24 protein-coding genes are annotated in these 22,270 nt (G+C 59.4%); 5 read left to right on the forward strand and 19 right to left on the reverse strand.

Translation table 11 applies throughout. The features are described 5' to 3' along the window. Positions 1-9: 9 nt before the first annotated feature. From V7Z56_RS13110 to V7Z56_RS13155, 10 genes are all read right to left on the reverse strand, one after another. Positions 10-273, reverse strand: coding sequence for a DUF7218 family protein (locus V7Z56_RS13110; protein ID WP_334129953.1), 264 nt, complete (start codon positions 271-273; stop codon positions 10-12). 17 nt (positions 274-290) lie between these two features. After that, a complete protein-coding gene (locus V7Z56_RS13115) occupies positions 291-1,460 on the reverse strand; it encodes a zinc-dependent alcohol dehydrogenase (RefSeq protein ID WP_334129954.1) in 1,170 nt (389 codons plus the stop codon). 35 nt (positions 1,461-1,495) lie between these two features. Then, positions 1,496-1,996, reverse strand: coding sequence for a YciE/YciF ferroxidase family protein (locus V7Z56_RS13120; RefSeq protein ID WP_334129955.1), 501 nt, complete (start codon positions 1,994-1,996; stop codon positions 1,496-1,498). Positions 1,997-2,029: 33 nt separating this feature from the next. Beyond that, a complete protein-coding gene (locus V7Z56_RS13125) occupies positions 2,030-2,365 on the reverse strand; it encodes a four-helix bundle copper-binding protein (RefSeq protein WP_334129956.1) in 336 nt (111 codons plus the stop codon). Between the two features lie 203 nt (positions 2,366-2,568). After that, the gene (locus tag V7Z56_RS13130; protein WP_334129957.1) at positions 2,569-3,531 is read right to left on the reverse strand and encodes a cation transporter; all 963 of its coding nucleotides are present in this window, start codon (positions 3,529-3,531) and stop codon (positions 2,569-2,571) included. After that, a complete protein-coding gene (locus tag V7Z56_RS13135) occupies positions 3,528-4,016 on the reverse strand; it encodes a transporter substrate-binding domain-containing protein (RefSeq protein ID WP_334129958.1) in 489 nt (162 codons plus the stop codon). Before V7Z56_RS13135 ends, V7Z56_RS13130 begins: the two co-directional genes overlap by 4 nt. 68 nt (positions 4,017-4,084) lie before the next feature. Then, positions 4,085-4,360, reverse strand: a complete 276-nt coding sequence (locus tag V7Z56_RS13140; RefSeq protein ID WP_334129959.1) for a hypothetical protein — start codon at positions 4,358-4,360, stop codon at positions 4,085-4,087. Positions 4,361-4,556: 196 nt separating this feature from the next. Further along, complete coding sequence (hspQ, locus tag V7Z56_RS13145) at positions 4,557-4,898, reverse strand: heat shock protein HspQ (RefSeq protein WP_334129960.1); 342 nt, start codon at positions 4,896-4,898, stop codon at positions 4,557-4,559. An 87-nt stretch (positions 4,899-4,985) separates the two neighbouring features. After that, positions 4,986-6,533, reverse strand: a complete 1,548-nt coding sequence (locus tag V7Z56_RS13150) for an AMP-binding protein (protein ID WP_334129961.1) — start codon at positions 6,531-6,533, stop codon at positions 4,986-4,988. Between the two features lie 181 nt (positions 6,534-6,714). Then, positions 6,715-7,806: a hypothetical protein gene (locus V7Z56_RS13155; RefSeq protein WP_334129962.1), complete on the reverse strand. Its 1,092-nt coding sequence runs from the start codon at positions 7,804-7,806 to the stop codon at positions 6,715-6,717. A gap of 309 nt (positions 7,807-8,115) precedes the next feature. Here V7Z56_RS13155 and V7Z56_RS13160 point away from each other — a divergent pair, with 309 nt between their 5' ends. Next, positions 8,116-9,015: a DMT family transporter gene (locus V7Z56_RS13160; protein WP_334129963.1), complete on the forward strand. Its 900-nt coding sequence runs from the start codon at positions 8,116-8,118 to the stop codon at positions 9,013-9,015. On the opposite strand, the gene glpD is transcribed toward V7Z56_RS13160, so the two are convergent. The 9 genes from glpD to V7Z56_RS13205 all read right to left on the reverse strand — a co-directional run bounded on the left by glpD (position 8,978) and on the right by V7Z56_RS13205 (position 17,344). Next, entirely contained in the window at positions 8,978-10,513 is a 1,536-nt protein-coding gene (gene glpD / locus V7Z56_RS13165; protein ID WP_334129964.1) for a glycerol-3-phosphate dehydrogenase, read from the reverse strand. The two genes, V7Z56_RS13160 and glpD, sit on opposite strands and share 38 nt — an antisense overlap. A 9-nt stretch (positions 10,514-10,522) precedes the next feature. Continuing rightward, positions 10,523-11,137 carry a 2-hydroxychromene-2-carboxylate isomerase gene (locus tag V7Z56_RS13170; protein ID WP_334129965.1) on the reverse strand — a complete coding sequence of 205 codons (615 nt, stop codon included), beginning with the start codon at positions 11,135-11,137 and terminating at the stop codon, positions 10,523-10,525. Positions 11,138-11,159: 22 nt separating this feature from the next. Next, a complete protein-coding gene (gene glpK / locus V7Z56_RS13175) occupies positions 11,160-12,656 on the reverse strand; it encodes a glycerol kinase GlpK (protein WP_334129966.1) in 1,497 nt (498 codons plus the stop codon). A gap of 89 nt (positions 12,657-12,745) precedes the next feature. Then, positions 12,746-13,594: a class III extradiol dioxygenase family protein gene (locus V7Z56_RS13180; RefSeq protein ID WP_334129967.1), complete on the reverse strand. Its 849-nt coding sequence runs from the start codon at positions 13,592-13,594 to the stop codon at positions 12,746-12,748. 1 nt (position 13,595) lies between these two features. Next, the gene (locus V7Z56_RS13185) at positions 13,596-13,952 is read right to left on the reverse strand and encodes a protocatechuate 4,5-dioxygenase subunit alpha (protein WP_334129968.1); all 357 of its coding nucleotides are present in this window, start codon (positions 13,950-13,952) and stop codon (positions 13,596-13,598) included. Positions 13,953-13,985: 33 nt separating this feature from the next. Next, entirely contained in the window at positions 13,986-14,873 is an 888-nt protein-coding gene (locus tag V7Z56_RS13190) for an amidohydrolase family protein (RefSeq protein WP_443023816.1), read from the reverse strand. Then, positions 14,873-15,943, reverse strand: a complete 1,071-nt coding sequence (locus tag V7Z56_RS13195) for a 4-oxalomesaconate tautomerase (RefSeq protein ID WP_334129970.1) — start codon at positions 15,941-15,943, stop codon at positions 14,873-14,875. The genes V7Z56_RS13190 and V7Z56_RS13195 overlap by 1 nt, the downstream gene beginning before the upstream one ends. After that, positions 15,936-16,607 (reverse strand): 4-carboxy-4-hydroxy-2-oxoadipate aldolase/oxaloacetate decarboxylase, encoded by a 672-nt coding sequence (locus V7Z56_RS13200; RefSeq protein WP_334129971.1) that lies wholly within the window; start codon positions 16,605-16,607, stop codon positions 15,936-15,938. Before V7Z56_RS13200 ends, V7Z56_RS13195 begins: the two co-directional genes overlap by 8 nt. Beyond that, the gene (locus V7Z56_RS13205; protein WP_334129972.1) at positions 16,607-17,344 is read right to left on the reverse strand and encodes a PIG-L deacetylase family protein; all 738 of its coding nucleotides are present in this window, start codon (positions 17,342-17,344) and stop codon (positions 16,607-16,609) included. The genes V7Z56_RS13200 and V7Z56_RS13205 overlap by 1 nt, the downstream gene beginning before the upstream one ends. 156 nt (positions 17,345-17,500) lie before the next feature. Between V7Z56_RS13205 and V7Z56_RS13210 the strand changes: the two genes are divergently transcribed. From V7Z56_RS13210 to V7Z56_RS13225, 4 genes are all read left to right on the forward strand, one after another. Beyond that, on the forward strand, positions 17,501-18,718 hold the full coding sequence (locus V7Z56_RS13210) for a LysR family transcriptional regulator (protein WP_334129973.1): 1,218 nt from the start codon (positions 17,501-17,503) through the stop codon (positions 18,716-18,718). 127 nt (positions 18,719-18,845) lie between these two features. Next, positions 18,846-19,766 carry an NAD(P)-dependent oxidoreductase gene (locus V7Z56_RS13215; RefSeq protein WP_334129974.1) on the forward strand — a complete coding sequence of 307 codons (921 nt, stop codon included), beginning with the start codon at positions 18,846-18,848 and terminating at the stop codon, positions 19,764-19,766. Position 19,767: 1 nt separating this feature from the next. After that, entirely contained in the window at positions 19,768-20,715 is a 948-nt protein-coding gene (locus V7Z56_RS13220; RefSeq protein ID WP_334129975.1) for a Gfo/Idh/MocA family oxidoreductase, read from the forward strand. 67 nt (positions 20,716-20,782) lie between these two features. After that, positions 20,783-22,036, forward strand: a complete 1,254-nt coding sequence (locus V7Z56_RS13225; protein WP_334129976.1) for an MFS transporter — start codon at positions 20,783-20,785, stop codon at positions 22,034-22,036. Positions 22,037-22,270: the final 234 nt, after the last annotated feature.

Below are 22,270 nucleotides of genomic sequence, written 5' to 3' on the forward strand. Positions count from 1 at the left end.
CCTGCGCGGTCAGTGGTTCCGCAAGGCGTTGATAAGCTCGCTCTTGTTCATGCCAGAGCGGCCCTTGATGCCAATATCCTTTGCCTTTTGATAAAGCTCATCCTTCGAGCGATCCTCATATTTCGCCGCGCGCCCGCCCTTTTCCGACGGATGCCGATGGGGGTTCGCCTGGGCGTTGGCGATGCGGGCGGCCTTCTCCTTGCTCGCGCCCTTCTTGCGCAGCTCCTCGTAGGTGTCGTCCTTCTTGATCTGCTTGCCATGATCTTTCGCCATTTCAATGCTCCTTGCGCTTAAGGTTTCATGATGCATTTGATGCAGTTGTCTTCCTTGTCACGGAAGGCTTTGTAAAAATCGGGCCCGTCTTCAAGACTGCCGCGATGGGTGATGATGTAGGAGGGATCGATCTTTCCCTCCTCAATGAGGTCGAGCAGGGGCGCCATGTAGCGCTGCATATGTGTCTGGCCGCCGCGCAGGGTCAGCGCCTTGTTCATCAGCGGACCGAGGGGGATCTTCGCCTTGCTGAAATAGACCCCCGGCATCGATATATTGCCGCCCTTGCGGCAGGATCGGATCGCTTCGTTGAGCACGAATGGGCGGTCCGTCATCAGGCCGGTTTTGAGCTGGGTCATTTCCTTGACATCGGCCCATGTGCCGGCGCCGTGCGCCTCAGCGCCAACCGCATCGATGCAGCGATCGGGTCCGCGCCCTCTGGTCAGCTCCATCAGTGTTTCATAAACGTCGAGATCTTCAAAATTGATGGTCTCCGCCTTGCCCGCGGTTTTGGCGAGCGCGAGGCGTTCCGGCACGCAATCGATGGCAATCACGCGCCCCGCGCCCCGCATCCAGGCGCTCTGGATCGCGAACTGTCCGACCGGGCCGCAGCCCCAGACGGCCACGGTATCGCCCGCTTCGATGTCCGCATTCTCTGCGCCCATATAGCCGGTCGGATAAATGTCGGAGAGAAAAAGAACCTGTTCGTCCGCGAGATCGCTTTCGATCTTGAGCGGGCCGACATTGCCATAGGGCACGCGTACATATTCCGCCTGACCGCCCGCAAAGCCGCCGAGCAGGTGCGCATAGCCGAACAGGCCGGCCGGCGAATGTCCCATCATTTTCGCCGCCCTCTCGGCGTTCGGATTGGATTTATCGCAGAGGGAGAAAAGGGTTCTCTGACAGAAATAGCATTGGCCACAGGAAATGGTGAAAGGAATAACAACGCGGTCGCCGATATCCAGCCGGGCAATGGCAGGGCCTTTCTCGACGACCTCGCCCATGAATTCATGGCCGAGGATGTCGCCTTCCTCCATTCCGGACGCCAGCCCGTTATAGAGGTGAAGGTCTGAACCGCAGATGGCCGTCGCTGTCACTTTGACAATAATATCGTCATAGTTCTCCAGCTCCGGATCGGGAACCGTATCGCATTGGATATCTTCTCTGCCGTGCCAGCATAAAGCGCGCATTGCTATTCCTTCCCATATTGAGAAACGAATAAGGATCAGGCGGATTTTTTCATCGCCTGCTCTTCGATACTGTCGCTAAGTTTGGAGAGCTTCACGTCGGTCGCCTTCTCCTGCTCCAGAATTTCATGCAGATGTTTGCTCGCCTCCTTTTCGCCGAGTTGATTGGCGATGTTGCAAAGCGTGCCATAGGAAGCGATTTCATAATGCTCAATCTTCTGGGCCGCGGCGATCATGGCGGAATCAAGAACCGCACCCGCCTTGGATTCCTTCATCAGGCCGTCGCCTTCCTCCATCAGCCCGTCCATGGCTTCACACTTTTCGCGCTCTTTCTCCAGGCCGCAGATTTCAAAAACCTTTTCCAGTTTTTTGACCTGGCCCTTTGTTTCTTCCAGATGGTCTTCGAAGCAACTCTGCAGCTTCGGGTTCGTTGCTTTCTTGATCATTTTCGGGAGCGACTTGGTAATCTGATTTTCGGCGTAATACATATCCTGCAGCAGGTGCTCAAACAGCTCTTCCAGATTGGTTAGCTTGGACATCTCTTTCTCCTTTTCGAGGCGGGTTTTAACCGGTTACACAACAACAACTTCGGGATCACCGGTGAGGTTCCGGCATTCGGCCGCGCAGCGGCGGCAGGCGTCGGCGCAGGCTCTGCAATGATGGGTGTCATGTTTGTCGCACTCATCCGCGCAGGCGATGCATATTCGCGCGCAGGCTGTCGCGACGGCCGCAAGGTTAAGTGATCCGCGGGCCGCGAATATACTCATCACGCGGCACATTTCGATGCATTCCAGACAGCGCTTCGCACAGGCCGGCCGGCCGTCTTCGATGCAGGCTTTTGAGCAGAAGGCGGCGGTGCTGAGGCAATGGTTGCACGCCTCGACGCATTGCTTGTTCTGGTAGGGCATGGAATTTCTCCTTCGGTTCCGTCTTTGCAACTGGCAAGGAAGCGCGGGGTTCATTTCTGGCCATCCGGATGCCGCTCATGCTTGAGCGAATGCGCCAGTCGCATATCCCGCTCCGGCCCTCGTCAGGCGGCGGGAAGGGTTTGTCTGATGGATCCCATATCACAGGAAAAATGCGTCATTTTTATGAGGATTTCATAATATAATTATGAAGAGATCTCCTCCGCACTGGTATGGGGATAGACGGTCAGGCAAAACTCCTGAAGCCGCCAGTCGAGGTCACGGATCTCGCGCATGGCGCCTCGCAGCTGCTCGGGCGATACGGCGCCGTCATTGGCGGTTTTGATAAATCCTTCGCCGAAAATCACATGGCCCTGCTCGTGCAGCCTGACTTCCGCATCGGCGATCCAGCTATGCTTAAGGAGCGTCGCGCGTACCTTGTCCGGGAGATCGAGATAGCCGTTCTCAACCGATGTGGGGGCGCGGTTGATCAGCCCGGTGACGGCGTCTTTCGTCTGCTTCCAGCCATCTTTCAGAATATCGAGAGAGATCAGCGCGGCGGCCGCCGAGTCCGCCCACCAGAACCCAAAGCCGATGCCAAGAACGCCGGCGATGGCGGCGGCGGCCGTCATCCAGTCGGCCTTGTTCATCTGCGCATCCGTCATCAGGATTTTGTCGTTCAGGATCTTCGCGGGCTTCATCTTGGCAAGCCCGAGAATGACCGGCGGAAAAGTGCCCCAGAGGAGGACAAGGATCATCCACCAGCCGAGCCAGATATCCTGCCCGAAATACTCCTTCATGCCGATGGTCGGGTGTTCCTGCAAGACGAGGTTGCGAACAGATTCGAACAGCAAAAACGCCCCCATCAGCAGCAGCGCAAGCGCCGTACAGAGGAAGAGGATCGAAATAACCCGATGGAAGCCGTATGGGTAATGCTTCGTCGGCTTTCGCCAGCAGACGTAGGTGCCGAACAGGAAACAGATCGGCGGGATAAGGCTCAGGCAGTCCTCGACCCATGCCGTTTTCATGGCCTGCGATGAGCCCATGACCGTGTACATTAGCAGGATGACGCTAACGAGATAGGCAAGGGAGATATATTCGAGCCGCCGCGCCTTGCGGAGCGCCTTATCCTGTTCGTCATTGAATTCATATTGTGGCGCGAGTTTCATTTCTGCAGCTCCTCGGCGTACCGTTCATGAATATCCGGCGCCTGCCGCTTCAGAAATTTTTCGAGCGAGGTAATCAGGCGGTTTTCGCCGGGCGGCGTCGCCAGCACGTGCTGATCCTTTTTCCGATCACCAAGTTCGAGATAGGGCCGCGTCATCCCGACGTGTTTCCCGCGCGGATTGTCAGTCGCGAGGCCGCCGATAACGAGGTCGAGCTGAAACTGCTCCAGCTTTTCAAACGCGCGCGCTTCGGGGAGATATTGCCAGTCGGGGGAGAGGCCCAGGCTTTTCGCAAAGTCCGATGCGATCTCCACTTCGAGCCCTGCAAAGCCGCTGTCGGTCCGATATGCCCACGGCCGATGCTCGATAATGCCGATCCGCAAAGTTTGTCGGTCCTCTGCCTTTTGCAGCGTCGCTTCGGCATCTTTCGGGAAATCATCGCAGGCCGCCAGCATCAGTAGGCTGAGAATAAGGAAAATCCTGAACATATCGTTCATCCCTGAATCGAGCACTCCGGCGCGCTGGCGTTGATCGTCGTTGCGATCCGGAGAGGGTGTCACTTCACCAGCGGATAGGTCCGCTCTTCCGGCGACAACGCATCGGACGCCACTTCCCGGGCCTGGTAGAGCTTTTCATCGCTGAAGGCGCTGCGGTAAAACTGGTTGATGATCAGATCGGGATCGCCCTGATATGTCGCCTTGTACCATTCCGTCGCTTTCAGGCGGGCGTCGGTTTCCTTCTCCGCAACGACGAAGAGCGGATCGCGGTAGCGATATCCTTTCCAATGTGGATCGGTAGGGTTTGCAGACGGGGTAAGTTTCCAGAGGGGCATGGCTTGTCTCCGTTCTCGCATGCTTCAGCGGGGCGCAGGTTGGTAACGACGCAAGGGGGCGTGGCCGTAGCGGATGCCGTGCGCGCTTCGAGTGTCAGCTAGTGATAATAGGGCGGGCGTGTGGAAAATCTAACCGCCGCCACCCTTATTGGCGTGAGGCGAAGGGCGAAAAACGGAGAAAAATCCCCAAAAAGATTTAAGAATTCAGCCGGTTCGAGACGATATAGCGCCCATCCTCAAGGCCGGCGAAATAATGTTTAACCGCCGGGTGCGTGATCGGCTTGTTGCTGTCATCGAGGAGCAGGTTCTGCTCGGAGACATAGGCCTCGTAAGTCGTTTGCGCATTTTCGGCAAACAGGTGGTAGAACGGCTGGTCCTTTTTGGGCCGCACGTCTTCGGGGATTGCTTCCCACCATTCCTCAGTATTGCCAAAAGTCGGATCGACATCATAGATCACGCCCCGGAAGGGATAGATCCTGTGCTTGACGATCTGGCCGATGGCAAACTTGGCGGCTCTTACTCGTGACTCGTCGTTCATGAGTCATGATAATAATGCAGTTTGCGCCCCAGACAAGCCTGCATCTCTGCCCGGGGCGGAGGGCCGCCAACGTATAAAAAACGCGCCTCAGACGATCCGGCTGGTCTTGTTCCCCCAGTAGCGATCGCGCAGCAGGCGCTTGTAGAGCTTGCCTGTCGGAAGGCGCGGCAACTGCTCCTCAAAGTCGAAGGAGCGCGGACATTTCTGCGGCGAGAGATAGGCCCGGCAGAACGCATCGAGCTCGGCAGCCAGCGCCGCGTCGGGCGAATAGTCGGGCATCGGCTGGATAACCGCTTTCACCTCTTCGCCAAAATCCTCGTTGGGAACACCGAAGACAGCGGCGTCGGCGACCTTCGGATGCGTGATGAGGAGGTTCTCGCATTCCTGCGGATAGATATTCACGCCGCCCGAGACGATCATGAAAGTGGCACGGTCGGTGAGGTAAAGATACCCGTCTTCATCGATATAGCCCATGTCGCCGACGGTGCTCATCGTCCCATCGGGCGAGAGCGCTTCTTTCGTGCGGTCCGGATCGTTGAAATATTCGAACTCCGTCGCGGTTTTGAACCAGACAGTCCCCGAGACGCCGACCGGGCAGGGCTTCATCTCATCATCTAATATATGCAGATCGCCAAGCAGCACCTTGCCGACGGAACCCGGATGGGCGAGCCATTCCTCGCTGTTGCAGGCGGTAAAACCGAGCCCTTCCGTGGCGCCATAATACTCATGGATGATCGGTCCCCACCAATTGATCATATCGCGCTTGACCTGCACCGGGCAGGGGGCGGCGGCATGGATTGCGATCTCCAGCGAGGATGTATCCGCCTTTTTGCGGATTTCTTCGGGCAGTTTCAGCATGCGCGAGAACATCGTCGGGACAAGCTGGGTGTGCGTGACCTTGTATTTCTCCACCAGCTTCAGATACTGCTCCGGATCGAAGCGCTCCATGATGATGGCGGTTCCGCCAAACCGCATGACGAAGTTGACGGCCGCTTGCGGCGCCGAATGATAAAGCGGCGCGGGCGAGAGGTAGATCATGTCTTCGCGGTACTGCCAGAGTTTTTGCAGGAATATGTAAAGCGGGATCTGATCGGCCGGATGAACGTCGGGCATGGGCCGCAGGATCCCCTTCGGCTTGCCCGTTGTCCCCGATGAATAAAGCATGGAGAGGCCGAGGCGCTCCTTCTCAAGCGGTGTTGACGGACAGTCCCTTGTCGCCTCCGCCAGACTGATAAAGCGATCATCGCTTGCATCATCGACGACGATGGCAAGAACGATATCGGGGCACTGCTTCAGCGCCTCCCGCGCCGTCTTTTTCTTCTCTTTAGAGGTGATCAGGACCCTGGATTCGCTGTTGTTGATGATATAGGCAAGTTCATCCGCGGTGAGATAGGAGTTGATGCAGGTATAATAGAGGCCAGAGCGTTCACCCGCCGCACAGCTTTCCATGTAGTGGGAGTTGTTCTCCATGAAAATTGCGTAGTGATCGCGGTGTTTCAGGCCCGTCCGCTGCAGCAGGTGAGCCAGCCGGTTGACGCGTTCCTCATATTCCCGGTAACTGACGGCTTCGCCCGTCGATGCCATGATGAAAGCCGCCCGATCGGGGTGCTCGCGCGCATATTTCCCTGGGTACATCCTGTTTTTCCTCCCTTTTTCTTCCTTGAGCGGAAGTTAATAAACAAAGATAGGAGGGGCAAAATGTAACTGCAACAATTTTTGTTGGCGGATGATTTATCGCAAACAGGGAACGGGTGCTCTTGCTCGCCGGCGCGCGATTTGCCCGCCGGTGCGCCAGAGTTTGACGCCCGCGGCGCGGTCAGTTGAGATTGGCCGCTGACTTGCCCGTCAGCTGCGCGAAATCATGCAACAGCTTGTCATCGGAAATGAATGCAACGTCGGAATGACAGGGAATGTTGACCAGCCGGCTAAAGATGTCCATGCACACCGGCGTTGGCGCAAGTGGCTGATAATATTTGGACAATGTCAGGAACTTGGACGCCTGAACTCTTTCCTCCAAAATCGGCTCGGCGCTGCAGAATGGCAGGCTTGTCGCCGGTATCGTCTCATCGAAAGGATAGAGAGGCGTGAGCCCCACCCGGGCGGCGAGTTCCGTAATGCGCCGGGTTTGCTCGACATATCGCGGTTTCCAGCTGTCGCAACTGGCGAGCCGGTCGATCTGGAAGGCGCAGGAGATGTCCGAGACCTTGCCATTGTTGATCCAGGACCATTTTCCCGCCTCGTCAAGCGGGCCGTAGCTTACGAGGCCGTAAATTGCCTCCGCCTCGCCCGCAGGGCACAGCATCAGGCCGCCTTCGCCGGCGCCGTAGGGCTTGGTGTGATGCAGGCTGAAGCTCTGATAGGGCCAGTCGGGAAGCTGCTCACTCAAGCCCGCGGCATTGTCGATCAGCATGAATTTGCCGGAGCTTTTTGCAAATTCGATAAAGGGGGAAAAATCAGGCCAGGCGCCAAACGGGTTGGTCACCACAAAGCCGTCGAAAGTTGAAGGATCGAGCGATGCGAGAATTTCCACATCGAGGATGCCCTGCAAGGTGCAGTCGATGAACTGCATCCCGGCGAAATAGCCGCGTCCGAGGTTGCTGAAACTGAACGAGCTGCCGACCCAGCGGATTTTCCTGCCAAATCCCTGCTCAAGATGCCGCCCCAGCGCCTCAAGGCCGATGCCGCCGTTGGCGCACGGAACGATCTTGCGATCAAGCGGAACATTCATATGCGCCTGGTACTTCTCCGCGAGCATATGATAGAGTGGTCCGCGATTCGCCCACATGTTGGTCTCTATGCAAAGATCAAGCAAGCGCGTGATGTATGCCATATCCGGGTGCTTGTTCTCGACGAAAGGCATCTTGCCTTCATTGCTGAACAGTTTTTCCGTCATAGTCGTGTTAAGCATTGCTGCTTCCATATGGTGGCCTCATTTATTAGAGAGCGTAACGAAAAAGTCTGAACATTTGATTAGCAGTCGACCGCGCTATGACGGCATGGGACAAATTCAAATAAAATATTACGATTTTTTTTGATTTACACGACACGAGCACATGTTATACGCGAATTACGCGTTCGGGCGACCCGTCGTGAAATAATAAAGTACGACTTTAGAAAAAGTTCGTCGTCCTGAGCCGCGATAATATCCTATCCTCTTGTTCAATGAGCCGTCAATATGGAAAGCGCGGGGCGGGCGCGAGGAGGGAAGCGAGAGGCAATGGGCAGGGGCTGGCAGGTGCGAAAATCAAAGCCAAGTGCGGGAGATCTTTATGTTCTCGGAGCCGTGACTGTCTGGGGTGTCAACTTTCCGATTTCGAAATTTGCGCTCTCATTCATGGACCCGTTGGTCTTCTCGGCGACGCGCTACCTGATTGCGGCGCTTGTGCTTTTCGTGATTCTCTGGTTTCGCCATATGCCGATCGCGGTGACGCGCCGGGAGATCGCGCAATATGCGCTCATCGGGCTGATTGGTATTACAATCTTTCAGGGTGGCTGGGCGTACGGGCTCAGCCTTACGAGCGCTTCAAAGACGGCGGTTCTGCTTTCCACCTCGCCGATATTCGGGGCGCTGATATCGGCCTTCCTCGGCAACCGGCCGGGCTGGAAGGGCTGGGTCGGTATCGTGCTGGCGTTTCTGGGTGTTGCACTCGTCATCAACAACAGCCTGACGACGCTGACGATCGGCGCGGGCTCCATCGTCGGCGACGTCATGGTGATCATTGCCGCGATTGCCTGGGCCGTTTATACCGTCATCTCCAGACCCCTGATCATGAAACGGGGGCCGATCTTTGTTACCGCCTGGGCAATGCTGTTCGGCGCGGCCATTCTGACGGCCTTTGCCCTTCCGGGGATTCTCGTTCAGGATTGGGCGCATATCCCGGCAATCGGCTGGGCCGCCTGGCTCGCGACGGCCGTCTTCGGCGCCGCGCTCGGCTTTGTCTGGTTCTGTGCCGGAATCCTTCGCCTTGGCGTCACGAAAGGGATGATTTACGGCTTTCTCACCCCCGTTGTCGCGATCCTGAGCGCCATGTTGATGCTTGACGAGAGCATATCGCTCGCGCAGATCGTCGGGACGGTGATCATTCTCCTCGGCGTGCTCCTCGCCCGGGCGGATTGAGTGCGTGGTTTTCTGCAATCCAAAGTTGTAGAACCTCCGCTTTGCCGGGTGGGAGGCCGATGCCGAGTTTGCTCCGCCGCCAGAGGATATCATCGGCCGATTCCGCCCACTCATGCGCCATCAGGTAGCGCACTTCAGCTTCACGAAGGCCGTTGCCGAAATCCGCACCGAGATCCGCATCGCTCGCTGCGCCGTTGAGCACGCCAGCCGCCCGCGTGCCGTAGGATCGGACCAGCCGCTCAACGTCCGGGCGACTGAGAAAGGGGTAGCGAGCCGCGAGTTCCGCAATCAGGCGGGGCAGCTCCTCGATAAGGAAATCGCCGCCCGGCAGCGGCGCATCGCTCGTCCATGCGGCGCCTTTCGGCGCCAGCCTTTCTTCGATCTTTTCCATTGCGGCTTCCGCGAGACGGCGATAGGTGGTGATCTTTCCGCCAAAGACGTTGAGAAACGGCAGCTCGCCGCGTCCGCCTTGCCACTGCAGCAGATAGTCGCGCGTTGCTTCCTGCGCCTTGCTCGCACCGTCATCGACGAGCGCGCGCACCGCGGCATAGTCCCAAATGACATCTGTTTCATGAACGGGCGTCTTCAGATACTCACTCGCCGCGCGGCAAAGATAGGATACTTCCTCGGGCGTGATCTTCACCTCGCCCGGATCGTCTGTGTAATCCCTGTCCGTTGTGCCGATGAGCGTATATTTCTGCTCATAGGGAATGACGAAAATAATCCTGCCGTCGGCATTCTGGAACATGTAGCAGCGGTCGTGATCATAGAGCTTCGGCACGACGATATGGCCGCCCTGGACAAGGCGAAGATTATGCGGATCGCCCTTTCGGGTTGCCGTGCCGACCACTTTATCGACCCAGGGGCCGGCGGCGTTGACAATCATGCGCGCGGTCCGGGTCGATGTCTCTCCGTTTCGCGTATTTTGCAGCGTGAGGCGCCAGACGTTGCCGGCCGGCTCGATGGCGATGCATTTCGTGCGCGTCTCGATAACTGCGCCCCGAGCCGCCGCATCCATCGCGTTCAGCAAGACAAGGCGCGAGTCATTGACCCAGCAATCGGAATATTCAAACGCGGTGCGGTAAACATCCTTCAGCGGTGCGCCGACAGGGGATTTTTGAAGATCGAGCCGGCGTGTCGGCGGAAGTTTACGTCGCCCGCCCATATAATCGTAAATGAAAAGGCCGAGCCGAAGCAGCCACGCGGGACGCAGCCCCTTGTGATGCGGCAGGACGATGCGGAGCGGGCGGATGATGTGCGGCGCATTCGCCCAGAGGATCTCCCGCTCCAGCAGCGCCTTGCGCACCAGCCGGAACTCGAAATACTCAAGATAGCGAAGGCCGCCGTGGATCAGCTTGGTCGAGCCCGACGACGTACCGCTCGCCAGATCGCCCATTTCACAGAGTGCGACCGAGTAGCCGCGCCCCGCCGCGTCCCGCGCGATGCCGCAGCCGTTGATGCCGCCGCCAATGACATAAAGATCGAAATCCGCACTCACGGCCCTTGTCTATCCCTTCGAGGTTGCTCTCGTCATTGTGTGCTCCATGATTTCGAGGCGATCCTGCCCATAAAACATCTCGCCGTCGACAAAATAGGTCGGCGCGCCAAAAACGCTGCGCTCGATCGCCTCGTCCGTATTGCGGCGATAAATATCGAGAATATGCGGATCGTCAAGCGCGCCCAGCAGCGGAGCGGGCGCAATCTCCGCCCGCTCGCAGATTGTCCGAAGATCATCGAGATTGTCGAGATCGAAATCGTCAACCCAATGGGCGCGCAGCATTTCGTGGGACAGGCGGTCGACATCGACGCCCTGCTCCTTGCCAGCAATGAGCAGGCAGTTGAGGCGCGTGATGTCATTCTTGTGATGGGTCGGCGAGTGCGACAGGATCGGCACGTTGCGATAGGCGGCCCACCGGCGGACCTCGACCCCGAAGAAATAGGCAAGATGTGCCTTTGAGCGCTCGGCCATCGGCTGCGCGCCGGTCGTCGTCACTAGCTTTCTGAGATCGAACGGCCGGTGATCGATCTTGCGCCCCGCGGCCTTCGCAATGCGCAGGAACTCGGCATGGCCGATATAGGCGAAGACGGAATGGCCGGTATAGAAATACTCGATCGTTTTCATGGAGATGCTGTTCCTCGTTCTTCTATCTCGTGTAACCGGTGAGTGTCCGGCGGACGGCATCCTGCCACATAGCATAGGCGGCGTCCCTCTCGGCCGTGGAGAGGGTCGGGGTGAAGCGCCGTTCGCATTGCCAGCTTTTGGCGAAGGCCTCAATCCTGGGATAAAATCCACTTTGCATGCCGGCAAGGTAGGCGGCGCCGCGGGCGGTGGTCTCGAACGATTCTGGCCGGTCGACCGGCGCGCCGAGAATATCGGCAAGGCGCTGCATCGTCCATTCCGAGACAACCATGCCGCCGTCCACCCTGAGGACCGTTTCCGCGCTACTTGTGAAATCGGCGCGCATCGCCTCCAGCAGATCGCGGGTCTGGAAGCAGACGCTCTCGAGCGCGGCGCGGGCAAACTCCCTCGGGCCTGAGGCGCGGGTCAGGCCGAAAATCGCGCCGCGGCAGTCGGCATCCCAATAGGGCGCGCCGATCCCGACGAAGGCCGGCACCATGATGACGCGCTGCGCCGGATCGGCCGCTTTCGCAAGTGCGTCGGACTGCTCGGCGCTCTCGATAATACCCAGCCCGTCACGGAGCCACTGCACGGCGGCGCCGGCAACAAAAATCGAGCCTTCGAGCGCGTAGGTGGCCTTGCCGCCCAGCTGATAGGCGATCGTCGTCAGCAGTTTGCTCTGTGACTTCACCGGCGTCGCGCCTGTGTTGAGCAGCGCGAAGCAGCCGGTGCCGTAGGTCGATTTCATCATGCCGGGCGCAAAGCAGGCCTGCCCGACGGTCGCCGCCTGCTGATCGCCTGCGATGGCCTTGATGCCGATGCCGCCGCCAAGGATATGCGCCTCGACGCTACCGAAATCGGCGGCGCAGTCGCGCACCTCCGGCAACAGGGATTTTGGGATATCGAGAATTCGGAGAAGCTCCTCCGACCACTCCCCGCGGTGGATATCATAAATCAGCGTGCGGCTGGCATTCGTTGCATCGGTCGCATGCACCCGCCCGCCGGTCAGACGCCAGAGAAGAAAGCTGTCGATGGTGCCAAAAGCGAGCTTCCCGGCCTCCGCCTTCGCGCGTGCCCCCTCGACGTGATCGAGGAGCCAGCGGATCTTAGTGCCCGAGAAATAGGGATCGAGGACGAGCCCGGTTCGTTCCATGAACATCGCTTCCAGCCCGTCTACGCGGAGCCGGTTGCAGAGATCGGTCGTCCGCCGGTCCTGCCAGACGATGGCGTTATGGATGGGCCGGCCGCTCTCGCGATCCCAGATGACTGTTGTCTCGCGCTGGTTGGTGATGCCGATCGCGGCGATGTCGCGGGGCGTGAGGTTTGCTTGTGCAAGCGCCCTGCGGGCCGTCGCGACGACGCTGCTCCATATCTCCTCCGGGTCATGTTCGACCCAGCCGGAGGCCGGAAAAATCTGCGCAAATTCCTGTTGCGCGGTGGCGACGGGCTGGTAGTTTTTGTCAAAGACGATTGCCCGACTTGACGTCGTGCCCTGATCGAGGGCGAGAATATATCCGCTCATCCTGCTTGCTGCCGTCCTGCCCCGTTAACCCCTCCGGCCTGCAACTCTGGCACGGACAGCGGCAATGCGCCAGTCTCTTTCCGCCCCGCTCACTCCGTCAGCGTCTCGTAGAGAACGACGCCGGTTGCGGTGTTGGAGATGGGGACATGCTGACTCCGGGTAAGCTCGCGGATATTGTTGCCGAGCGCGCCCCGCATGATCAGCCACATGATCATCTCGACGCCCTGCGGTCCGACCTTTTCGGCCAGCTCATAATTGGAGAATTGCAGCAGCCATTCAGGATCGTCCTTCAGCCGCTCAAGAAAGGCGCGATCGAACTCCGGGTTGGTGTGACCGGCCCGTTCCCCATCCAGCTGGTGCGAGAGACCGCCTGTTCCGAGAATGACGACGTCGAGATCTTTCTCGAAGGAGGCGACGGCGCGGCCGATCGCTTCGCCGAGTTTGAGGCAGCGGCGGGCGGTCGGGAAGGGATACTGCACAACATTGACGCAGAGCGGAATGACGCGGACCCGCTCGCGCTCTGCCTGATCCGGCCACATCAGCGACATCGGCACGGTGAAGCCATGATCCACCAGCATTTCCTGACACATGGTGATGTCGAATTCCTCATGCACCAGGCTGTCGATGAGGTGCCAGGAGAATTCAGGATCGCCCTTGAACGGACCCTGTGGTTTCAACCCCCATCCCTCATCGGCATTCTGATATTCCGCTGCGGCGCCAATCGCGAAGGTCGGCATAGCATCAAGGAAGAAGTTAAGGCCGTGATCATTATAGACGAGGATCGCGACGTCGGGCTTCTTCTCCTCCATCCATTTCCAGACGGGCTCGAAGCCCTTGAAGAAGGGCTGCCAGTAGGGATCCGCATGCAACTCCCGCTCGATCGCATTGCCGATCGCCGGGACGTGGGAACTGCCGATGCCGCCGATTAGTCTTGCCATGTCATTTCTTCCCCGCGGCGAGCAGCTTGGCGCGGAATTCTTCCAGCGTCATGCCCGCCTGCTGCGCGCCGATATCCTGCATGTTGAGGCCGAAGATGCCGGTGAATTTGGCGAGATAATAGATATTCCCGCCGAGTTTCAGGAGCTTCAGCACGTTGCGCTCTTTGATTGCCTCGCGCTGCGCCGGCGTCAGGCCATATTTCGCGCAATAGGCATCCTCATCTTTCAGAAAGGCTTCGCGGTTCTTCGCCTCGTTGAAGGAGAAGCACATTTTATTGAGCTGATACCCTTTGACGGCTTGATTGCCGTCAAAAAGGATCGTCCCGGGTATGGGGTTTCTGCCTTTCAAGCTTTGCATCGGATGCCTGTCCCTGTCCTTGTCTCTATATTATTATGGCGCGGAACGCTCTTCCGGCCAGTAGAGCCGCATTGGATTGTCGATCAGCAGCTTGCGCTGCAGCTCCTCGGTTACGGCGATGCGCGGGATGACATCGACCAGTATACCGTCGTCCGGCATATGGGATTTCATGTTCGGATGCGGCCAGTCGGTGCCCCAGAGAACGCGGTCGGGGAAGCGTTCGACCAGCATGCGCGAGAAGGGGATCACGTCATCATAGGGCGGCCCGGAAACCGTCAGGCGCTCGGGGCAGCTCACCTTCGTCCAGATATTGTCATTCTCGGCCAGCAGGACGATGAAGCGCTTGAAGTCGGGATGGTCGACGCCCTTCTTCACATCGGGCCGGCCCATATGGTCGACGACGACGATGGTCGGAAGTTGCTTCAGGAAGGGGATCAGATCCTCGAGGTCTTGTGCTTCGAAATAGACGACGATATGCCAGCCGAGCTTCGCGATCCGCTCGGCGATGCCAAGGAATATTTCCTTGGGTGTCGCATCGACGAGGCGTTTTACGAAATTGAAACGCACGGCGCGAACGCCCGCCGCATCCATCTCTTTGAGCTCGTCGTCGCTGACATTCTGCCCCACGACGGCAACGCCGCGCGCAAGGCGGCCCGCCGATTTCAGCGCATCGACCAGCGCATCGTTATTCTTGCCGTGGCAGGAGGCCTGCACGATGACGTTGCGGGAGAAGCCGAGATAGTCGCGCAGCCCGAACAGCTTCTCCTTCGGCGCATCGCAGGGCGTGTATTTCCGCTCCGGCGCGTAAGGGAAGAGATGCGCCGGGCCGAAAACATGGCAATGCGCATCGACCGCGCCGGGCGGCGCCTTAAAGGTCGGCTTCGACGGGTTGGGGTGAAAGGGCAGGTAATCGGGATCCATCATGCTGTCTCTGTCTCGTGCGCAAAAACCACACCATCGAACAATTTACGGGCCGTGCGCAGAATGGAGGCGCTGGCCACCTCGCCCGCGTCGTTCATCTCGAGAATGACTGACGTCTCGCCGCTCGGATGCTCGATCGAGAGCGTCTTTCTTGGCCCGTCCGGGATGACCGCGAGGCTGGCCGCGGGCGATCCTTTGAGCGCTGCCGCGGTTGCGACCGTCACCGCGCCGAGAACGCCGATTGAGGCGTGGCAGCGATGCGGGATAAAGGTTCGTGTCGAGAGTGCGCTGCCATTCGTCGCCGGACTCACCATGCACATCTTCGGCACGGTCTTGGTCGTCACGTCGCCGAGATTCATCAACGGTCCTGCTTTCAGGCGCAGCGTCTCCAGCCGCTCCTTCAGCGCCGTGTTTGCCTCAAGCTCCTCGCGGCTCTCGCGGCCGGTGATACCCATGTCGGAGGCGCGGAGGATGACGGAGGGCATGCCGTTGTCGATGAGCGTGACCTCGATCCCGTCGATGACGTCAGAGGCATTCCCTGTCGGGAGCAGCGCGCCGCAAGTCGAGCCCGCGGTCTCGGTGAAGGTCAGCGGGATCGGCGCCGCCGTTCCCGGCACGCCATCGATGCGCGCCGTGCCTTCATAAGAAACCTTGCCGTTCGGCGTCGGCACCCGGGCGATGGCGGTCTGACCGGTGTTTTGCATATAGATGGTGACATCCGTCTCATCGCCCGTGATCGGCACAAGGCCACGCTCGATGGCGAAGGGACCGACGCCTGCAAGGATATTGCCGCAATTCTGCGAATCCGAGATGATCGCCTGATCGACGACCACCTGCAGGAAGAGATAATCCACATCGACGCCCGGCCGGCTTGAGGGGCCGATAACCGCAACTTTCGAGGTAAGCGGATCGGCGCCGCCCATGCCGTCGATCTGCCGGGGGTCGGGCGATCCCATGATCTGCAGCAGAAACGCATCCCGCGCGGCACGGTCGGCGGGAAGGTCCGAGCTCAGGAAATATCCACCCTTCGAGGTGCCGCCCCGCATCCACATGCAGCGGGCGCTAGACATATTTGAGGCCCTTCTCTTTCAGCCGCTCGCGCATCTTGTACATGTCAAGACCGAGCTCGCCCGCGGCGAGGCGCTGGCGCTTCTCTTCCTCATTTTTGATGCGTGCCTCGGCGAGATCAGCGACTTCCGCTGCTTCCTCGCGACGGACGACGCAGACGCCATCGTCATCGGCGACGATGACATCGCCCGGATTGACAAGCTGGCCGGCACAGACGATGGGGATATTGACCGATCCCAGCGTCTCCTTCACCGTTCCTTGCGCCGAAATTGCCTTGGCCCAGACGGGAAAGCCCATCTGCGTGAGATCGCGCACATCGCGCACGCCTGCGTCAATGACGAGGCCGACGCCGCCGCGCGCCTGCATCGAGGTTGCGAGAAGATCACCGAAATAGCCTGCATCCGAGGGCGAGGTGGAGGCGAGCACGAGGATATCGCCCGGCTTCACCTGTTCGATCGCCACATGCACCATCCAGTTGTCGGCGGGCGGGGCGGAGATGGTGACGGCTGATGCCGCGATAGATGCGCCGGAATAGATGGGGCGCATATAGGAGGCGAGGAGGCCCTTGCGCCCTTGCGCCTCATGCACTGTGGCGACGCCAGAGCGGCCGAGCCTTGCAATTACCTCGGGGTCGGCACGCTCGATATTCTGGACGACGACGCCCATCAGAGTTCATCCACGGTGCGCGGATAGACGGACTGGAAGCCCTCCGCATAACGAGCCGGCCGCCCGCCCGCCTGCCCGCCCGAATTGCGGCGGAAGTGGTTGCCGCGGTTTTCCGCAACATTGGTGTAGTAGTCCCAGAGATGCTCCTGCCCTTCCATGCACTCGATGGCGGCGCGCTTCTTGTCCCAGACCGGCGTGATGTCAAGGAACACATCCGGCTTCCAGCCCATCTGTTCGGTCTGGTGCGGTTCGAAAAGATAGAGCTGCGGCGCGCCGAGAACCTTCTCACCGGGATTGTGGCCCCATGCCTGCGCGATCATGCGACACTCGATGGCGAGGCGCGTCGCGAAGCTGTGGTCGGTGTTGTAGGGGTCGTACTGCGAATGGCTCATCATGAACGTGGGCTGAACCTTGCGGATCAGGTCGACGAGTTTGAATTTGTCGTCGCGCGTCACTTCGAGCGGGTAATCGCCGAGATCAAAAAACACGATATCATGCGCATCGAGCGCTTTCGCGGCATTCTCCGCCTCGATCTGCCGCGCTTTCTTTACGGCCTCAAGGGTGGTGCCGCCTTCCTGCTTCCAGAGTTTCGCGCTCTCGCCGCGCTCGCCGAAGGATAGGCAGGCGATCGTCACGTCATAGCCCTTCTGCTGATGCAGGGCGATTGCCCCGCCGCATCGCCAGACGAAGTCGGCAGCATGGGCGCTAATGACAAGGGCGGTTTTTTTAGCAGACATTGTAGTGCTCCTCAGCTCGCAGCCGTGCGTTCAGGACCCGTAGATTCCGCCTCTTACCTTGTTCCGGGACCGGCTATTTTACTATTTCAAATTGACATTCATGATATAATTTTTTCCTATAAAGGGGAAATAAATCGAAAATCGGATCGGGCTATCATGATCAGTATGGCGCCCAATTTGCGGCACCTCAGGGCGTTTTGCGTTGTCGCCGAGCATCAGAGCATCAGCCGCGCGTCGGAGAAAGTCTTTCTCTCCCAGCCGGCAATCACGCAGGCAATCGCCAAGCTGGAGCAGACGCTCGAGATCGAGCTGTTTACGCGGCGCACGGACGGCGTTTTCATTACCGATGCCGGGCAGCTCTATCTGACACGGGCCGAACGGGCGCAGGAGTTTATCCGCGCCGGGATAGACGAGGCGCGCAAGATCGCGCAGATCCGGGGCGGCAAGAGTCTTGCCAATCTCGACCAGCTCGTCTCCGGCGTGCAGCTTCGCGCGCTGATCGCCATCGCCAAGACCGGCAATTTCAGCCTCGCTGCCCGCCTTGTCGGGATTTCCCAGCCGTCCCTCTACCGCGCCGCGCGCGATCTCGAGCGGCTCTCGACGATCCCGCTCTTTCGCAAGACCGGGCAGGGGATCGAACTTACGCCAGCCGCGGAAATCCTTGCCCGTTACGTTCAGCTTGCCTTCGCCGAATTGCAGCAGGGACAGATGGAGATCCGGGCCTATAAAGGCGTCGACAGCAGCCGCATTGTCATTGGTACCATGCCGCTTGCCCGCACGCATATCCTGCCGACGGCTATCACGAATATCACGAAACGCCGCCCCAACATTGAAATCAGTGTCATTGACGGGCGCTATGAGGATCTCCTGCATGGCCTTCGCTACAGCGAGATTGACCTCTTGATCGGCGCGCTCCGCAATCCGCCGCCGATCGATGATGTGGTGGAGGAGCGTATCTTCGATGACGAACTCGCGCTGATCGTGCGAGCGGGCCATCCGCTGACGCGAAAGGAGAAAATCACCATCGAGGATCTCGCACGCTATCCATGGGTGACCCCGCGGGAGGGTTCACCGACGCGGACGATCTTCGAAAATCTGTTCGCCCGCAAGCATCATCCGCGCCCGAAAGGGATTGTGGAGGCGAGCTCGCTCGTGCTGATCCGCGGGCTGCTGATGGAGAGTGACCGCATCACCATTATCTCCAGCCACCAGAGCCGCTATGAGCAGGAAAAAGGCCTGCTTGTCCCGCTCCCCTTCGATCTTGGCGACACGCGCCGGCCAATCGGCCTGACCACGCGGCGCGACTGGCATCCCACCGCGACGCAGCTTGAATTTGTCGATGCGTTGCGGACGGCGGGGCGAAATCTAATCTGACATTGGGCCGCCGATATTCCCGCGGGGCTATTCAATATTTGAATAAACGCGCGGCGATTTTCAATTTCCAGTGACCATCGGGGAAGCGTAGGTAGGGTCAGGCGCAACAGTGAAGAGAGTCGGATCAATGACACGGGCGACGAAAATTTCTTTTGTCGGATTTGGCGAAGCCGCAATGGCGTTCGTCAAAGGCTGGCGACAGGCGGCGGCTATTGATGCGTCCTTCCCGGTCGGCGCCTACGATATCAAATCGGGTGCTCCCGACCCCGCTGTTGCCGCTGCGAAACAGCGCGACTACGCCGCCTGCGACGTCGCGGGGGCGGATAGCCCAGGGGCGGCGCTCCAGGATGCGGATCTCGTCTTCTCTCTCGTCACTGCGGATCAGGCCGCGACCGCGGCGCGCACCGCCGCCCTGCATCTGGCTTCGGGTAGCCTTTTCCTTGACTGCAATTCCTGCGCGCCCGGCACAAAGCGCCACTCCGCCGAGGTGATCGAGGCGGCCGGCGGGCGCTATGTCGATGTTGCCGTGATGTCGCCGGTCTATCCGAAAATGCATGAGACGCCGCTGCTCGTCTCGGGGCCGCACAGCGCGGCGGCGCTCGCGGCTCTCGCGCCGCTGAAGATGAAAGCGCAGATCTTCGAGGGCGACATCGGCGCCGCCTCGTCGGTCAAGATGATCCGCAGCATCATGGTGAAAGGCATGGAGGCACTCTTTGCCGAATGCGTCCTTGCCGGGCGGAAGGCCGGTGTCGATGAGACGGTGCTGGCGTCGTTCGATGTGACTTATCCCGGATTTCACTTTCCCTTCCGCGCCGCCTATAATTTTGAGCGCATGATGCAGCATGGCCGTCGCCGGGCGGAGGAGATGAGGGAGGTTGCGCTCACCGTCGAGGAGCTCGGCCTGCCGAGCGAGATGTCGCGGGCAACGGTCAGCTGGCAGCAGCGGATCGGTGATCTGCAGATGGAGGCAGGGGAAGATAATTATCAAAGCCGGGCGGATGCGTTGCTCGCCCGGATCCATGCGAATGAGATGAAACTGGAGAAGTAGGATGAGAGTCTGCGTTGCGGGGGCGGCCGGGGCCTTCGGCCAAAAGCATCTGGATGCGATTGCCAATATCGAGGGCGTCGAGGTGACCTCCATTGTCGGGCGGGAAGAGGAGAGCACCAAAGCAGCCGCTGCGGCGCGGGGGATCGGCCACTGGACGCTTGATCTTGACGAAAGTCTCGCGCGCCACGATGTGGACTGCGTCATTCTCTCGACGCCGACGCAGATGCATGCGGCGCAGGCGATCGCCTGTCTGGAAGCGGGCAAGCATGTGCTTGTCGAGATCCCGATGGCGGATAATCTCGCGGATTCAAAACGCCTTGTGGAGACGCAGCGACGGACCGGGCTCATTGCGATGGCCGGTCATGTCCGCCGCTTCAACCCGAGCCACCAGTGGATCCACAACCGGATCAAGACCGGGGAGCTGACACTTCAGCAGCTCGATGTACAGACGTATTTTTTCCGTCGCACCAATACCAATGCGCTCGGCAAACCGCGGAGCTGGACCGATCATCTGCTGTGGCATCACGCCTGCCATACGGTTGATCTGTTCCAGTATCAGACGGGCGGGGTGCCGGAGAAAGTCTATGGACTTGAGGGGCCGATCCATCCGGAACTCGGCATCGCGATGGATATGAGCATCGGGATGAAGGCGCAAAATGGCGCGCTCTGCACGCTGTCGCTCTCCTTCAACAACAACGGGCCGCTCGGCACCTTCTTCCGCTATATCTGCGATAACGGCACCTATATCGCGCGCTATGACGATCTCGTCGACGGCTATGAGAAGCCGATCGACCTTTCGGGCGTTGCGGTCTCAAATAATGGCATCGAGCTGATCGACCGCGAATTCTTCACCGCCATTCGCGAGGGGAGGGAGCCGAACGCGTCGGTCGCGCAGTGCCTGCCGGCCATGGAAACGCTGGACCGGATCGAGAGGAGTTTCAGGCTCTGAGCTCTGGTTGACTTGTGGCAGGACATGTGACGCAATATCCCTGCGTTCTAACCCACGGGTCGTTCCGATGTTTCATTTTCAAAGTTCCCTGCTTTTCATCCGTCAGGAGTGGCGTTTTCTCCTTTTCGGGCTGCTGCTGGCCTTCTGGTCGGGGCCGGGCCAGACCTATGTGATTTCGGTGGTTGTCGGCGAGATACGCGCCGATTTCAACCTGACGAACGGCGAATTCGGAACCCTCTACACGGTGGCGACACTCATTTGCGCGCTGCTTTTATGGAAGGCGGGGCCGCTCGTTGATCGGATGCCGCTTAAAAGCATCGCGATGAAAGTCAGCCTCTTGATGGTCGCCTCGATGGTCACGTTTGGGCTGGTGCAGGGGCCGATCTCCCTTTTCTTCGGGATTATCGCTGTCCGCTTTCTCGGGCAGGGAATGATGGCGCATATCGCGATGACCGCGACAGCGCGGCGCTATGAAGCGGTGCGGGGCCGCGCCCTCGCCATTGCCGAGCTTGGCTTTCCGCTCGGCCTTGCCCTCTATCCGCCGCTGATCGCCTTTTCTCTCGGCTTCATGGACTGGCGCTTCATCTGGCCGGTGATGGCGGTGATTGCGGCGATAACGCTGCTGCCGACGATCCCGTTCCTCGCCCGCACCTCTGTGAAGGCTGTGGATCCGCGCGCGGCGACGGGCGAAGCGTTGGTGAGCGATACGCGGCATTGGACGCGGCGCGAGGTGCTTCGCGATACCGGCTTCTATATGCTCCTGCCCTCGGTCATGCTGCCGGCGACGGTCATCACCGGCTTTTTCTTCCATCAGGTTTATCTGATCGAGGTGCAGGGATGGAACTTTGCGACATGGGCGCTGACCTTCCCGGTCTTTGCGATCGCCCATCTTGTCGGCAGTTTCAGTCTCGGCGTCCTTGTCGATCTGCTGGGCGCGCGGCGGCTCGCGCCATTCCTTCTCCTGCCGTCGGCGATGGGGATCCTGCTGTTCGCCTTCGCGCCGTCGCAGGCCTATGCGGTCCTGGTGATGATCCTGCTCGGCTTTGGCTCGGGCGCGGCAGGGCCGGCGCTCTCCGCCCTCTGGCCGGAAATCTACGGCACCCGCTATCTCGGCGCCATCCGCTCCGTCGCGGCGGTCGCCGCCGTCTTTGGCTCGGCGCTGAGCCCGGTCCTCGTCGGCGTCGCCCTCGACAGCGGCTACGCGATAAAATCGATCGCCCTTGTTTTCGCGGTGGGTGTCCTTTGTACGGCAATTCTGGCGAAGGGTGCCCTCATTCTACACAAAAGCGGACCGCCCACGTCTTCGGGCGGCGGAAAATAAATCTCCTCCAATCGCGCCCGCCGTGCGCTTGTCCTGCATTCGGATGATACATGCGAGCGCGAATTGCCTAAAATTTTATTATTTTTTTCGGGGTATCACCCTTTTGGGGGATGTGAGAGCGGCAGGCGCCGGGATAGTGTCGGCAGAACGTTTGAGGATTTTTACAGACAATGATTTTAAACTTGGCTATTTTTTGCGGATCAAGGCTTAAGCCGCGCCGCAGTAAACAGTAAG

The organism is Sneathiella sp. (assembly GCF_036844445.1).
Taxonomy (GTDB): domain Bacteria; phylum Pseudomonadota; class Alphaproteobacteria; order Sneathiellales; family Sneathiellaceae; genus Sneathiella.

Coding starts and splice junctions, on each gene's coding strand:
- V7Z56_RS13170 (WP_334129965.1), bottom strand. CDS start 11,137: ATGAAAACGATCGAGTATTTCTATACCGGCCATTCCGTCTTCGCCTAT.
- V7Z56_RS13205 (WP_334129972.1), bottom strand. CDS start 17,344: ATGTCTGCTAAAAAAACCGCCCTTGTCATTAGCGCCCATGCTGCCGAC.
- V7Z56_RS13195 (WP_334129970.1), bottom strand. CDS start 15,943: ATGTCTAGCGCCCGCTGCATGTGGATGCGGGGCGGCACCTCGAAGGGT.
- V7Z56_RS13180 (WP_334129967.1), bottom strand. CDS start 13,594: ATGGCAAGACTAATCGGCGGCATCGGCAGTTCCCACGTCCCGGCGATC.
- V7Z56_RS13190 (WP_443023816.1), bottom strand. CDS start 14,873: ATGGATCCCGATTACCTGCCCTTTCACCCCAACCCGTCGAAGCCGACC.
- V7Z56_RS13160 (WP_334129963.1), top strand. CDS start 8,116: ATGGGCAGGGGCTGGCAGGTGCGAAAATCAAAGCCAAGTGCGGGAGAT.
- V7Z56_RS13215 (WP_334129974.1), top strand. CDS start 18,846: ATGACACGGGCGACGAAAATTTCTTTTGTCGGATTTGGCGAAGCCGCA.
- V7Z56_RS13130 (WP_334129957.1), bottom strand. CDS start 3,531: ATGAAACTCGCGCCACAATATGAATTCAATGACGAACAGGATAAGGCG.
- V7Z56_RS13185 (WP_334129968.1), bottom strand. CDS start 13,952: ATGCAAAGCTTGAAAGGCAGAAACCCCATACCCGGGACGATCCTTTTT.
- V7Z56_RS13125 (WP_334129956.1), bottom strand. CDS start 2,365: ATGCCCTACCAGAACAAGCAATGCGTCGAGGCGTGCAACCATTGCCTC.
- V7Z56_RS13115 (WP_334129954.1), bottom strand. CDS start 1,460: ATGCGCGCTTTATGCTGGCACGGCAGAGAAGATATCCAATGCGATACG.
- V7Z56_RS13155 (WP_334129962.1), bottom strand. CDS start 7,806: ATGCTTAACACGACTATGACGGAAAAACTGTTCAGCAATGAAGGCAAG.
- V7Z56_RS13110 (WP_334129953.1), bottom strand. CDS start 273: ATGGCGAAAGATCATGGCAAGCAGATCAAGAAGGACGACACCTACGAG.
- V7Z56_RS13150 (WP_334129961.1), bottom strand. CDS start 6,533: ATGTACCCAGGGAAATATGCGCGCGAGCACCCCGATCGGGCGGCTTTC.
- V7Z56_RS13120 (WP_334129955.1), bottom strand. CDS start 1,996: ATGTCCAAGCTAACCAATCTGGAAGAGCTGTTTGAGCACCTGCTGCAG.
- hspQ (WP_334129960.1), bottom strand. CDS start 4,898: ATGAACGACGAGTCACGAGTAAGAGCCGCCAAGTTTGCCATCGGCCAG.
- V7Z56_RS13200 (WP_334129971.1), bottom strand. CDS start 16,607: ATGGGCGTCGTCGTCCAGAATATCGAGCGTGCCGACCCCGAGGTAATT.
- V7Z56_RS13225 (WP_334129976.1), top strand. CDS start 20,783: ATGTTTCATTTTCAAAGTTCCCTGCTTTTCATCCGTCAGGAGTGGCGT.
- V7Z56_RS13210 (WP_334129973.1), top strand. CDS start 17,501: ATGATCAGTATGGCGCCCAATTTGCGGCACCTCAGGGCGTTTTGCGTT.
- V7Z56_RS13135 (WP_334129958.1), bottom strand. CDS start 4,016: ATGTTCAGGATTTTCCTTATTCTCAGCCTACTGATGCTGGCGGCCTGC.
- glpK (WP_334129966.1), bottom strand. CDS start 12,656: ATGAGCGGATATATTCTCGCCCTCGATCAGGGCACGACGTCAAGTCGG.
- V7Z56_RS13220 (WP_334129975.1), top strand. CDS start 19,768: ATGAGAGTCTGCGTTGCGGGGGCGGCCGGGGCCTTCGGCCAAAAGCAT.
- V7Z56_RS13140 (WP_334129959.1), bottom strand. CDS start 4,360: ATGCCCCTCTGGAAACTTACCCCGTCTGCAAACCCTACCGATCCACAT.